A 12,588-nucleotide genomic window follows, 5' to 3' on the forward strand; every position below is an offset into this window, starting at 1 on the left:
CGGAAGTTCGGGAAACCCGTCAGACCTGCCCATGCGGATCGCCGAGCCGGTCCAGCAGTTCGTCGTGCAGGAGACCGTTGGACGCGGCCGCGGTGCCGCCGGCCGGGCCGGGTGCGCCGCCGAGCGAGGTGAACCGCCCGCCCGCCTCCTCGACGATCACCGACAGCGGCGCGAGGTCCCACAGGTTGACCTCCGGCTCGGCGCAGATGTCCACCGCGCCCTCCGCGACCAGCATGTACGACCAGAAGTCGCCATAGGCACGGGTGCGCCAGCAGGCCCGGGTCAGGTCCAGGAAGTCGTCCATCCGGCCGCGCTCCTCCCAACCGCCCATGCTGGAGTACGCGAACGAGGCGTCCTCGATCGAGCCCACCTTCGACACCCGGCAGCGCGAGGCCTGGGACAGGCTGCGGCCGGTCCAGGCACCCGCACCCTTGGCGGCCCACCAGCGACGGCCCAGGGCGGGCGCGGAGACCACGCCCATGACCGACTCGTCGCCGTCCATCAGCGCGATCAGCGTCGCCCACACCGGGACGCCCCGGACGAAGTTCTTGGTGCCGTCGATCGGGTCGATCACCCAGCGCCGGGGCCCGTGGCCGGTCGAGCCGAACTCCTCGCCCAGCACCGCGTCGCGCGGGCGACCGCGCCCGAGCTGGTGCCGGATGATCTCCTCGGCGGCCTTGTCCGCGTCGCTGACCGGAGTCATGTCAGGCTTCGTCTCGACCTGGAGGTCGAGTGCCTTGAAGCGGTCCATGGTGGTCGCGTCGGCGGCGTCCGCGAGGACGTGGGCGAAGCGCAGATCGTCGTCATAGCCGGGCATGACACGAACAGTACTGGCGCCTTGCGAACGTGTCCGCGCGCCCCGCGCGCATGGACACACTTACGCGCCGTCGCCGCCGCCTCGTACGCTCGTTATGCAGACGAGGAAGCGCGATCAGCGACAGTCGACAACCGTTCACCGGTCGTGCGCGTGATACGGGTACGAGTCGATGGCGGAAGGGGTGCGGGACCGCGATGGCACTGTTCGGGGTCGGGCGCAGGGCAACACACGGCAAAGAGGCCGTACCGGGACCCGGTCTCGTCCAACCACGTCGAAGTCTGGACGGTTGGACGCTGGAGGGAACTCCGCTCGCGGATCGTTTCGATCGTGAGGAACTGCGCGAGCTGGGCACCCTGTTGCACGGCGTCGGGGCCGAGATGCGCACCGCGTGGACCTACGAGCGCGCCGCCGACCTGCTGGAGCGGGCCGGTGAGCGGCCCCAGGCGCTCGCCGTCGTGGAGGCGTGGTTCGCGCTGCCCGAGGAGGTGCGCAAGGCCAGTCCCGCCGCGACCCGATCGCTGGGTCGACGCAGGCAGCGGCTGCGCAGCCGGCTGGGTGCCCCGACCGGGCCCGCGGCCATCCCGGCGCAGGCCAGGACCAGCGGGTCGACGCCGGCCGAACCGGGCACACCGCCGGGCGCGAGCACGACCGCATCCAAGGGCGCGGCGACCAAGGGCACGTCGCGGACGGAGCAGGCTACTCGCTGGTAATCGATGCCCCGCAGGGGTTCCGGTGGGCGCGACGAGGGCGTAGGACATCGGGTACACGGCTACCGCCGACCGCACGTCACACGTCTCTCGCGAGGAGAACGCCCGTGTCGACGCACGACTTGTACGCGCTGCCCGCCGACATGACCGTCTGGGAGGTCCCCGCGTCGGGGGCGGCCCGGTTCAACTGGGAGTACGACGAGGGCCGGGACCGGCTCCTGGCCCTGTACGCCAAGGGCAAGGACAAGCAGTGGGACGCCGCCCGGCGGATCGAGTGGGATCTGCCGGTGGACCCGACGAACCCGCTGGGCATGCCCGAGGAACTGCACACGTTGTACGGCACGCGCAGTTGGAACCTGATGTCGCAGCGCGAGCGCGACGAACTCGGTCGGCACGCCATCGCCTGGCAGTTCAGCCAGTTCCTGCACGGCGAACAGGGCGCGCTGATCTGCAGCGCGCGGATCGCCGAGTCGGTGCCCGACCTGGACGCGAAGTTCTACGCGGCCACCCAGGTGATGGACGAGGCCCGGCACGCCGAGGTGTACGCGCGCTTTCTCAAGGACAAGGTCGGCCTGTACTACCCGATAAACCCGAGCCTGAAGTCGCTGCTCGACGACACGCTGTCGGATGCCCGCTGGGACATGCCCTACCTGGGCATGCAGGTGCTGATCGAGGGATTGGCACTGGCCGCCTTCGGGATGTTGCGCGACCTGACCACCGTCGCGCTGCCCAAGCAGATCCTGGCCTACGTGATGCAGGACGAAGCCCGGCACGTGGCCTTCGGGCGGATGGCGCTGCGCGACTACTACCGCGAGCTGACCGATGCCGAGCGCGGCGAGCGCGAGGAGTTCGTGGTCGAGGGGTGCTATCTGATGCGTGACCGGCTGCGCGACGAGGAGGTGTGGGAGAACTTCCAGATCGACAAGGTCGAGGCGCGCGAGGCCACCGAGAACTCCGAATACCTGCGCGAGTTCCGCCGGTTGTTGTTCAGCCGGATTGTCCCGTGCATCAAGGACATCGGCCTGTGGGGACCGAAGGTGCGCACCACCTTCGCCGAGATGGGCGTGCTGGACATGGGCGATAGCGACGTCGAGCACATGATGCGCGACGACGAGGACCAGGCCGAAAAGCTGGACCGGGACCGGCGCATCCGCGCGGAGGAACGGGCCCGGGCCGCCGAGGTCACCGACATGGTGGAACTGGGCTCGGACGGATGACCACGGGCCGGCCACGGCGTGCCTCGACGCGGCATCCGGGATCCGGCACGGGAAGGCCGCACGCGCGGGAACGGGCTAGATTTTCGGCATGAGCGATCTTGTACGTTCCCGTCCGCCCGCTTTCGTCTTCGACCTCGACGGAACCCTCGTCGACAGCGTCTACCACCACGTCATGTCGTGGCAGGAGGCGCTCAGCGAGGCCGGTATCGACCTGGCGATGTGGCGGATCCACCGCAAGGTCGGGATGAGCGGCGGGTTGTTCGTCAAGGGCATCCAGCGGGAGACGGGCATCGACCTGTCGCCCGAGCAGGTGGAGGCGCTGACCGACGCGCACGGGCGCAACTACGCCGCCCGGGTGCCGTTCGTGGAACCGCTGCCCGGCGCCCCGGAACTGCTGCGCCATCTCACCAGGGTGGGCATCCCGTGGACCATCGCCACCAGTGGGCGCCGGGCCGGCGCCGAGCCGATGCTGGCCAAGCTCGGCGCCCCCGCCGACCTGGCGATGGTCACCCGCGACGAGGTCGCCCGGGCCAAGCCGGATCCCGACCTGTTCTTGGCCGGCGCGGCCAAGCTCGGGGTGGATCCGGCGCAGTGCGTCGTGGTCGGGGACAGCATCTGGGACCTGCTGGCCGCGCGCCGGGCGGGTTCGCTGGGTGTGGGGCTGCTCTCCGGCGGCTACGGCGCGGACGAACTCGAACGCGCGCACGCCTTCCGGGTCTACGACGAGCCGGGCGACCTGCTGGCGCACATCGACGAGCTGGGTGTCCGCGGCGACTGAGATCGCGCGGGCATCCGGGTGATCCTGGTCGGCAACGCGTCCCCGACGGGGGTGAAAGTTCTACCCTTGAGCCATGGGTCCGGCCGACGAACCTGCGGAACTGCTCCGTCTCCTCGCCGACGACGCCCGATTGAAGGTGTTCGCCGCGCTGGTTCTGGAGGCCCACCTCAGCTCCGAGATCGCCGATCGCGCTGGGTTGCCGCTGCGGGACGCGATCAAGGTGCTGGCCCGGTTGGAGGCGGCCGGCCTGGCCGCGCGGGCCGGCGACGGCTGGCATGCGTGCCCCGAGGCGCTGGCCCAGGCCGCGGCCGGGATGGGCGAGGAGCCGGACGACGCGTTCGCCGACCGCGGCCCGGCCGAGGCCGCCGTATTGCGCACGTACCTCGCCCGGGGCCGGGTCCGGCAACTGCCGGTACAGCGGGCCAAGCGGCTGGTCGTGCTGGATCACATCGCGGGCAACTTCGAACCCGGCGTGCGCTACGACGAGGCCCAGATCGAGGAGACGCTGCGCCGGTTCATGGACGACCACGCCGCTCTGCGCAGGCACCTCGTGGACGAGGGCTTCCTCGGCCGTGAGGGCGGGGTGTACTGGCGTACGGGCGGGTCGTTCGTGGTCTGAACGACCCGCCGGGATGACCCGCGGACACGGCGCTAGCGGATCGGGACCCGATCCAGGTCGATGCCGCCGTTGCCCGTGCGGACGTCGATCACGCGGTTCGAGCGCGTGTCGTTGCCGATGTGGTCGCGTACACCACCGTTCTCGGTCCAGTTGTCCACCCGATAGGTGTTCTCGTCGTCCGGCACGCTGATCCGGACCCCACCGTTGTCGGTGCGCACCTGCACGTTCGTGGGCGCCGTGTCGAAGCGCAGTCGGACGCCGCCGTTGTCCGTTTGCACGAAGACCCGGTCGGCGCTCACCCGGGACACGCCGATGCCGCCGTTGTCGGTGCTCAGGGTCAGATTGCCGGCGCTGTCGTCGATGCCGATGTGCCCGTTGTCGGTGGTGAACTGCATGTCCTGGCGCAGCCCGCTCGCGTTGATCGAGCCGTTGTTCGCGGAGACCTTCAGCGGGACGTCGAGCGGGACCTTGACCTTGTACGACCCGCCGCAGCTGACGCCCAGGAAGCTGGGGCAGTTCAGCCGCAGCTTGAGCCGGTCGCCCTCCAGGGTCCAGCTCGGGGTGGGACCGTTGATGCTGTCGGTGATCCGCCGTTCCACGGTGATCTTTCCGGGCTCACCCCGTTCGAGGGTGATCCCGCCGTCGTCGGTGTCGATGACCAGGTTGCCGGAGCCGAGGGTGAAGACCTTCGTGGTGTGCACGTCGTGGGCGGAGAGCAGGGTGATCCCGGTCCACGCCGTCAGCAGGATCCCTCCGACGGCGAACACCCCACCGAAGCAGATCAGTGACGTTCGTAGCGGCCTTTTCATGACACTCTCCCCGACAGGTGATCCGAAGCTGCCCAACTGTATGAGCGGCCGACCCGGGGGCGGCATCCGGCGGTCACCCGAACCCGGGGTAGGGCTGTCCCCCCGAGCGGACCGTGACCGTCGAGTGGCGCAGGTGTTCGGCACGCACTGAACCCGGGCACTGTGTGAGCCGTTGCTCTGTGCGAGGGTCGTGCTTCCCCCCTCGGGCCCCGACTGCTTAGGAGAGCCGCTACATGTTCGACACCGTCTCCGGCCTGCCCCTCCACGTCCTGGTCGTGCACTTGGCGGTGGTCATCGTGCCGGCGGCGGCGATCGCGAGCGTGCTCGTGGCGGCCCGCCGCCCCTGGCTGCTGCGCGCCGGGTGGTGGGTGGTCGGGCTGGACGCCGCCGCCGTGCTGACCGTCTTCGTCGCGAAGGAGAGCGGCGAGAAGCTGCTCGCCCGGCTGGACCGGCTCAGCGAGGGCCAACGGACCGCCGCGGTGCAGACACACGTGGACCGGGGCGCGGACATGCTCTGGTACGCGCTCGGCCTGTTCGGCATCACGCTGGTGCTGATGCTGGTCGCCCGGCACCGGGCCGCCGCGACCTTCAGGCCGCGGACGATACCGCCGATCGTGGTGCCGATCGTGGCCGTGCTGACCGTGGTGGCCGCGGTGTTCGCGGTCGTCCAGGTGGTGCGGGTGGGGGAATCCGGATCCAAGGCGGTCTGGCAGGGCACGGTAGACAACAGCCTCGCGGCACCGCGTTGACCCGAAGCGGCGTCGGACGTCAGTCGCCCTCGTCGCGCTCGCGGGTGCTCAGCAGCCGACGCAGCGAGTACAGCCGGGCCGGCTCGGCGTGTCCGGCCTCGACCCACGCGTCGAGTGCGCAGTCCCGTTCGTCGTGCGAACACGCGCGCGGACAGTCCTCGGTGCCTGCCGCGAGGTCGGGGAAGGCGTTGATCACCCGGCTGAGGTCGACGTGGTTGAGGCCGAACGAGCGCACCCCCGGGGTGTCCACGACCCAGCCCTGATCCAGGTCGGGCTCGACCTCGTCCTCGAAGGGGGGCAGCCGCAGGGTCAGCGCCGACGTGGTGGTGTGCCGGCCGCGCCCGGTCACCTCGTTGACGTGGCCGACCGCGCGCTGGTGGTCCGGCACCAACTCGTTGACCAGGGTGGTCTTGCCGACGCCGCTGTGTCCGACGAAGACGGTGACCTTGCCGGCCAGGCGCGCGCGGATCGGATTCAGGTCCCAGTTCGACTCGCTCCTGGTGACCACGTACTCGACACCGAGTGCGCCGTACATCTCCAACAGGTCGTCGGGAGAAGCGAGATCGGCCTTGGTCAACACGAGCAGCGGTTCCAGGCCCGCGTCGTAGGCGGCGACCAGGCAGCGGTCGATCAGGCGCGGGCGCGGCTCGGGGTCGGCCAGTGCGGTGACGATCGCGAGCTGGTCGGCGTTGGCCACGATGATCCGCTCGTACGGGTCGTCGTCGTCCGCGGTGCGGCGCAGTGTGCTGCGGCGTTCCTCGACCCGGACGATCCGGGCCAGCGAGCCGTCCCCGCCGCTGAGGTCGCCGACGATGGCGACCCGGTCGCCGACCACGACGCCCTTGCGGCCCAGTTCACGGGCCTTCATCGCGGTGATCGAGCGGTCCGGCGCGTCCTCGTCCTCCAGCAGGCACGTGTACCGGCCGCGGTCGACGGTCAGCACGCGGCCCTCGCGGGCGTCCTCGTGCTTGGGCCGGGTCCGGGTGCGCGGACGCGAACCACGCTTGCCCGGACGGATCCGGATGTCGTCCTCGTCCAGGTCCCTGCGTCGGTTGGAGCCGAGTCCCGCCATCGTCCCGGGCCCCTCAGCCGCGTCGCGCGGTCAGCATGCGCGTCCACAGGCCGGTGAAGTCGGGCAGGGTCTTCGCGGTGGTTTCCACGTTCTCCACTTCCACGCCCGGGACCAGCAGGCCCAGTACGGCGGCTGCGGTGGCCAGCCGGTGGTCGTCGTAGGTGTGGAACACCCCGCCGTGCAGCGGACGCGGCCGGATCTCCAGGCCGTCCTCGATCTCGTTCACGTCGCCGCCGAGATCGTTGATCTCCTTGACCAGCGCGGCCAGCCGATCGGTCTCGTGCAGTCGCAGGTGGGCCACGCCGGTCAGCCGGCTGGGGCCGTCGGCCAGTGCCGCGACCGCCGCGATCACCGGGGTCAGCTCGCCGACGTCGTGCAGGTCGGCCTCGACGCCGTGCACCGCGGTGCCGCCGGTCAGGGTCAGGCCCGCCGAGGTGAGCGTGCACGTGCCGCCCATCGCGGTGAAGATCGAGCGCAGCCGGTCACCGGGCTGCGTAGTGTGCTCCGGCCAGTCGCGCACGGTCACCGAACCGCCGGTGACCAGCGCGGCGGCCAGGAACGGGCCGGCGTTGGACAGGTCCGGCTCGACCACCATGTCGCGGCCGAGCAGCGCGCCCGGGGCGACCCGCCACACGTTGGGTTCGGCGTCGTCCACCCTGGCTCCGGCCGCGCGAAGCATGTCCACGGTCATCGCGATGTGCGTCATCGACGGCACCGAAGTGCCGGTGTGCCGGACCTCGACCCCGAGGTTGAAGCGCGGGCCGGACAGCAACAGCGCGCTGACGAATTGCGACGAGGAGGAGGCGTCGATGTGCACCACGCCGCCCTCGACCCCGCCGCCGCCGAGCACGGTCATCGGCAGCCGGGCCTCGCCCTCGTCGTCGATCCGGGTGCCCAGGTCACGCAGCGCGTTGATCACGCCGTCCAGCGGGCGCTCGTACGAGCGCGGGTCGCCGTCGAAGCGCACCGGTCCGTCGGCGAGCGCGGACACCGGCGGCAGGAAGCGCATCACCGTGCCCGCGTTGCCGCAGTCCACGGTCGCGGGGCCGGTCAGCCGGCCGGGCAGCACGTACCAGTCCTCGCCGCGGTCCTCGATCACCACGCCGAGCGCGCGCAGGCCGGCCACCATCAGCAGCGAGTCGCGGCTGCGCAGCGGGCGGCGGACATAGCCTGGGCCGTCGGCCAGCGCGGCCAACACGAGGGCGCGGTTGGTCACCGACTTGGATCCGGGCACCTCGACGGTGGCGGTCACGGGAGCGGAGGCGACAGGGGCAGACCACAACGCAGACATCACGGGGCAAGCCTAGTCCGTTCGCCGCCCCGTCCCCGATTCGCTTTCCGTACGTGGCACCCTGGACGCCATGTGTGGCCGGTATGCGTCCAGCAAGAGCCCCGATGACCTCGTGGAGATCTTCGAGGTCGATCGGTTCGACCCTGCGGACGAGCTCCCACCCGACTGGAACATCGCGCCGACCAAGCAGGTCTACGCGGTCCTGGAACGCCCGGTCGAGTCCGGCGGCGCGCCCGCCCGGCAGCTGCGCCCGGTCAAGTGGGGCCTGGTGCCGTCCTGGGCCAAGGATCCCGGCATGGGTGCCAAGATGATCAACGCGCGGTCCGAGACCGTGCACGAGAAGCCGGCCTATCGCAAGGCGTTCGCCGCTCGGCGGTGCCTGCTGCCGGCCGACGGCTACTTCGAGTGGCACACCCCCGAGACCGCGCCGGACGGCCCCAAGGGCGCCTCGCGCAAGCAGCCGTACTGGATCCACGCGGCGGACGGCGCCGAGGTGGCCTTCGCCGGGCTGTACGAATGGTGGCGCGATCGCAGCAGGGCCGACGACGACCCGCTCGGCTGGCTGTGGACCTGCACGATCCTCACCCTGGACGCCGATCCCGAGCTGGCCCGGATCCACCATCGGATGCCGCTGGTGCTGACCCGGGACAAGTGGGACGAGTGGCTGGACCCGGCGTGGACCGAGCCGGGGGAGATACGCGGGCTGCTGGTGCCACCACCCACCGGATTCATGACGGCACGCCCGGTCTCGACGGACGTCAACAACGTCCGCAACAACGCGCCGCACCTGCTCGAAGCGATCCCCCAGGACGAGGTCACCGTTGACGCGACGCTCTTCTGACCGGGTCGACCCGGTCGACCCGACCGTCCCTGGCGCGGCGACCGGCTCGGGCGCCGAAGGCGGGCCGGGCGCCGACGTCGGGGCGCCCGAGGTGTTCGAGGTGGCGACGCCGGTCGGCGCCGCGCGGGTGACCCTGCGGCGTGCGACGACGGTGCCCGCCCGGGCGTGGTTCGTGGCGAGCCACGGCGCGGGTGGCGGGATCGAGGCGCGCGACCTGGCCGCGCTCGCCGTGGCGCTGCCCGCGCGCGGCATCCACATCGCCCTGGTCGAGCAGCCCTGGCGGGTGGCCGGTCGGCGACTCGCCCCCGCGCCCAAGACCCTGGACGCGGGCTGGCTCCCGGTGCTCGCCGAGATCGACCGGCGCAACGCCGCCGAGCGCCTGCCGGTGTTCGGGTCCGGTCGCAGCGCGGGCGCCCGGGTCGCGTGTCGCACCGCGGGTGAGACGGAAGTGGCGGGTGTGATCGCGCTGGCCTTCCCGCTGCATCCACCCGGACGGCCGGAGCGTTCGCGCTTGGCTGAACTGCTCGGCGCCGGCGTGCCAACCCTGGTCGTCCAGGGTGAGCGCGACACGTTCGGTGGGCCGAACGAGTTTCCCGTGGATGGTCCGACCGTGCTCCCGGTGCCGTTCGCGGACCACGGATTCGCCGTTCCCAAACGCGCCGGGATCACCCAGGAAGCGGCATTGGCCCTGATCACAGCGGGTGTCGGCGATTGGCTGGTGGCCGCGAGCGCACGGGAATGATCCGTGTCGACGGCGTGTTCCCCCAACTGTCAAGCGTCGACGAGTGGAGGTCGCTCCCATGCTCAAGGCCGCCGGTTCGGTTGTCCGAAACGAGGCACCGTTTCTCGCCTGGCCCGAGTGGGGTGCGGGCACCGATCAGCCTCGGGCGATATCGTCGACTCCTGGCTTGAAGGAGGTGGGTCTCGTACCGGAGACCTTGGAGCAGCAAGACGCGCGGTTCGAGCGGGACGCCCTGCCGTTCCTCGATCAGTTGTATTCGGCGGCGCTGCGGATGACCCGCAACCCGGCGGATGCCGAGGACTTGGTCCAGGAGACGTTCGCCAAGGCGTACGCGTCGTTCCACCAGTTCAAAGAGGGCACCAACCTCAAGGCCTGGTTGTACCGCATCCTGACCAACACCTTCATCAACTCCTACCGCAAGAAGCAGCGACAGCCGCTGGAATCGCATGCGGAGGAGATCGAGGACTGGCAGCTGCATCGTGCCGAGTCGCACATGTCCACCGGACTGCGCTCGGCCGAGGCGCAGGCTCTCGACCACCTGCCCGACTCCGATGTGAAGACGGCCCTGCAGGCCATCCCGGAGGAGTTTCGGATCGCGGTGTACCTCGCCGACGTCGAGGGCTTCGCGTACAAGGAGATCGCGGACATCATGGGTACTCCCATCGGGACCGTGATGTCGCGCCTGCACCGCGGGCGGCGCCAGCTTCGCGATCTGCTGGCCGACTACGCACGCGAGCGCGGCCTCGTCCCCGCAGGCACCGACCGGAAAGGCTCGGACTCATGAGCTGCGGTGACCACCACGAGGTGGACTGCTCCGAGATCCTCGGGCACCTGTACGAGTACATCGACAACGAGCTGGCGGACGCGGACTGCACCAGCATCCGCACGCACCTCGACGAGTGCTCGCCGTGCCTGGACAAGTACGGCCTCGAGCAACAGGTGAAGGAACTGGTGCACCGCTGCTGCGGGCGCGACGAGGTCCCCTCGGAGCTGCGCAACAAGGTGCTGGAGCGGATCAAACTGGTGCGTGTCGAGGTGGACGCGCAGCGGGTCTCGGTCGAGGAGAGCGTGGTCGAGATAGAGCGCCCGGGTCGCGCCTGACCCGATCGGGCCGCTGACCCGAACGAGCTAAAACAGGGGCGCATGGCCGGGATAAACCGGGCATGCGCCCTTCGGCCGTTCGTGGTGCGGCCTATTCTCGGTGGTCCGAGCGACCAGCCGAGGAGTCGCATGCGCACGCTGCCGCCGAGCGCCCGGATCCACGCCGGGATCGTGGTGGGCGGGTCCGTGCCCGCGCTGATCCTGCTGCCGTGGTCCGGCGTGGACATCGATCGACTGGGCGCGCCGGCGGTGTTGTTCATCGCCTTCGGGGTGGTGGCCCGAGCCCGACTCACCGGCCTGTGCGGCGCCCCCGACGGGGCGCTTTTTCCGTTGGTGTGCGCGGCGGTGCTGTTGCTGCCCGCGGGCCCCGCCGCGACGATCGCGGTGCCCGGCGTGCTGATCGCCCGGGCGGGCACCGCCGACATGGTCACCCGCGTGGTCAACGCCGCACACCTGGTGCCGGCCGTCGCGGTCGCCTCCCGGGTCTACGAGCTCCTGCACGGGACGCGGTACCCGACCGCGTCGGAGCTGCCCGCCGGGCTGTTGCCCACGGCCGCGGCGGGGCTGGCCCTGTACGTGGTGAGCGGCCTGCTCGACGCCGCGTTTCGCGCCGCGACCCAGGGCGCCGCCCCACTGCCGGTGCTGCGCGAGGTGTTCGTGCGGTCGGCCGGTTGGCGGCTGGGCTCGGTGCCGATCGGGCTGATGACGGCCGTGCTGTGGCAGCAGCGACTGGGCGTGTTCGCGGCCGTGTTGATGCTGCTCCCGTTGTACGTGGCGTTTTGGGCCTATGCCCAGCAGGTGCAGGAGCAGGCCGCACACGAGGCGACCGTACGCACCCTGGTGCGGGCGGTGGAGATCAAGGACGGCTACACCCGGGGGCACAGCGAACGGGTGGCCCGTGCCTCGGTGTTGATCGCCCGCCGGCTGGGCATGCGCGAGGACCGCGTGGTCCGGCTGCGCTACGCGGGCGTCCTGCACGACGTCGGCAAGCTGAGCGTGTCCACCCGGGTGCTGACCAAGCCGGCCCGGCTGGACGCGGAGGAACTGCGCGAGATGCAGCGACACCCGGTCAGCGGGGCCGAGATGGTGGCCGGCCTGACCTTTCTCGGCGAGGCGCACGCGGGCATCCTGCACCACCACGAGCGCATGGACGGGCGCGGCTATCCGGCGGGGCTCGCCGGTGCCGAGATCCCCGAGTTCGCCCGGGTGATCGCGGTCGCGGACGCGTTCGACTCGATGACCTCGACCCGCTCGTATCGACCCGCACGCGGCGCCGACGCGGCGATGGCCGAGCTGCGTCGGTGCAGCGGCACCCAGTTCGACCCGCGGATGGTCGAGGCGCTCGGGCAGGCGCTGGATCGACACGGCTGGCCGGAGGCCGAGGTACGGGAGGGCGAGGGCGACGTACGCGACCGGGTGCCCGCGCCGCGTGGACAGTCGCGGACCGACACCCACTCGGTGGCCCGTGAGCAGGTCGGCGGCGGGCCGTGACGGTGACCGGGACCCGGGCCGAACCGGGCGCGCCGGCCACTCGGTCGCGCGCGTACGCCGGAACCGCCGTGCTCGTGCTGGGCGCGCTCGCCGCGGCGGCCGCGGTGGCCGCCACCGCGGCCCAGGGCGTGGTGCAGCCCTCCTACGCCCTCGTGTTCGGCGCGGTGATCGCCGTCGGCGAGACGGCCCGGGTGACGCTGCCCGGCGACCGGGAGACCGCTCCGCTGGGCGCGGCCGGCGCCCTTGCCTACGCGCTGCTCGCGGATGTGCACGGGACGGTGTCACGGCACGGCGTGCTCCAAGTGGTCGCGGTGGTCGGTGTCGCGCTGCTCGCGGGCACCCTGCCGCACGTCG

14 protein-coding genes and 1 pseudogene are annotated in these 12,588 nt (G+C 71.2%); 11 read left to right on the top strand and 4 right to left on the bottom strand.

Translation table 11 applies throughout. The annotated features are described in order from the left end of the window. Window positions 1-19: 19 nt before the first annotated feature. A complete protein-coding gene (gene hisN, locus ABZS54_RS26655) occupies window positions 20-817 on the bottom strand; it encodes a histidinol-phosphatase (protein WP_355541091.1) in 798 nt (265 codons plus the stop codon). A gap of 194 nt (window positions 818-1,011) precedes the next feature. Here hisN and ABZS54_RS26660 point away from each other — a divergent pair, with 194 nt between their 5' ends. The 4 genes from ABZS54_RS26660 to ABZS54_RS26675 all read left to right on the top strand — a co-directional run bounded on the left by ABZS54_RS26660 (window position 1,012) and on the right by ABZS54_RS26675 (window position 4,138). Next, window positions 1,012-1,527 (top strand): hypothetical protein, encoded by a 516-nt coding sequence (locus tag ABZS54_RS26660; protein ID WP_355541094.1) that lies wholly within the window; start codon window positions 1,012-1,014, stop codon window positions 1,525-1,527. 104 nt (window positions 1,528-1,631) lie between these two features. Beyond that, window positions 1,632-2,741 (top strand): ferritin-like domain-containing protein, encoded by a 1,110-nt coding sequence (locus ABZS54_RS26665; protein ID WP_355541097.1) that lies wholly within the window; start codon window positions 1,632-1,634, stop codon window positions 2,739-2,741. Window positions 2,742-2,829: 88 nt separating this feature from the next. Then, the gene (locus tag ABZS54_RS26670) at window positions 2,830-3,519 is read left to right on the top strand and encodes an HAD family hydrolase (protein WP_355541100.1); all 690 of its coding nucleotides are present in this window, start codon (window positions 2,830-2,832) and stop codon (window positions 3,517-3,519) included. Window positions 3,520-3,592: 73 nt separating this feature from the next. Next, window positions 3,593-4,138 carry a DUF2087 domain-containing protein gene (locus ABZS54_RS26675; RefSeq protein WP_355541103.1) on the top strand — a complete coding sequence of 182 codons (546 nt, stop codon included), beginning with the start codon at window positions 3,593-3,595 and terminating at the stop codon, window positions 4,136-4,138. A 32-nt stretch (window positions 4,139-4,170) separates the two neighbouring features. Here the strand turns inward: ABZS54_RS26675 and ABZS54_RS26680 are convergent, their stop codons facing one another. Continuing rightward, window positions 4,171-4,947: a DUF4097 family beta strand repeat-containing protein gene (locus ABZS54_RS26680; RefSeq protein WP_355541106.1), complete on the bottom strand. Its 777-nt coding sequence runs from the start codon at window positions 4,945-4,947 to the stop codon at window positions 4,171-4,173. A 233-nt stretch (window positions 4,948-5,180) separates the two neighbouring features. Between ABZS54_RS26680 and ABZS54_RS26685 the strand changes: the two genes are divergently transcribed. Beyond that, window positions 5,181-5,696 (top strand): DUF2231 domain-containing protein, encoded by a 516-nt coding sequence (locus ABZS54_RS26685; protein WP_355541109.1) that lies wholly within the window; start codon window positions 5,181-5,183, stop codon window positions 5,694-5,696. A 19-nt stretch (window positions 5,697-5,715) separates the two neighbouring features. On the opposite strand, the gene rsgA is transcribed toward ABZS54_RS26685, so the two are convergent. After that, complete coding sequence (gene rsgA, locus ABZS54_RS26690) at window positions 5,716-6,768, bottom strand: ribosome small subunit-dependent GTPase A (RefSeq protein WP_355541112.1); 1,053 nt, start codon at window positions 6,766-6,768, stop codon at window positions 5,716-5,718. Between the two features lie 13 nt (window positions 6,769-6,781). After that, window positions 6,782-8,059 carry a 3-phosphoshikimate 1-carboxyvinyltransferase gene (gene aroA, locus ABZS54_RS26695; protein WP_355541121.1) on the bottom strand — a complete coding sequence of 426 codons (1,278 nt, stop codon included), beginning with the start codon at window positions 8,057-8,059 and terminating at the stop codon, window positions 6,782-6,784. A 70-nt stretch (window positions 8,060-8,129) separates the two neighbouring features. Here aroA and ABZS54_RS26700 point away from each other — a divergent pair, with 70 nt between their 5' ends. The 6 genes and pseudogenes from ABZS54_RS26700 to ABZS54_RS26725 all read left to right on the top strand — a co-directional run. Next, entirely contained in the window at window positions 8,130-8,900 is a 771-nt protein-coding gene (locus ABZS54_RS26700) for an SOS response-associated peptidase (protein ID WP_355541115.1), read from the top strand. A 127-nt stretch (window positions 8,901-9,027) separates the two neighbouring features. After that, window positions 9,028-9,642 (top strand): alpha/beta family hydrolase, encoded by a 615-nt coding sequence (locus ABZS54_RS26705; RefSeq protein ID WP_355541124.1) that lies wholly within the window; start codon window positions 9,028-9,030, stop codon window positions 9,640-9,642. 148 nt (window positions 9,643-9,790) lie between these two features. Then, a complete protein-coding gene (locus tag ABZS54_RS26710) occupies window positions 9,791-10,426 on the top strand; it encodes a sigma-70 family RNA polymerase sigma factor (RefSeq protein ID WP_063744985.1) in 636 nt (211 codons plus the stop codon). Next, complete coding sequence (rsrA, locus tag ABZS54_RS26715; protein WP_020557295.1) at window positions 10,423-10,743, top strand: mycothiol system anti-sigma-R factor; 321 nt, start codon at window positions 10,423-10,425, stop codon at window positions 10,741-10,743. Before ABZS54_RS26710 ends, rsrA begins: the two co-directional genes overlap by 4 nt. Window positions 10,744-10,872: 129 nt before the next feature. Beyond that, on the top strand, window positions 10,873-12,234 hold the full coding sequence (locus ABZS54_RS26720) for an HD-GYP domain-containing protein (RefSeq protein ID WP_355541118.1): 1,362 nt from the start codon (window positions 10,873-10,875) through the stop codon (window positions 12,232-12,234). Beyond that, window positions 12,231-12,588, top strand: a pseudogene (locus ABZS54_RS26725) (hypothetical protein); the annotation flags it as partial. The gene ABZS54_RS26720 and the pseudogene ABZS54_RS26725, both read left to right, overlap by 4 nt.

Source organism: Embleya sp. NPDC005575, from assembly GCF_040605455.1.
Classification (GTDB): Bacteria; Actinomycetota; Actinomycetes; order Streptomycetales; family Streptomycetaceae; genus Embleya.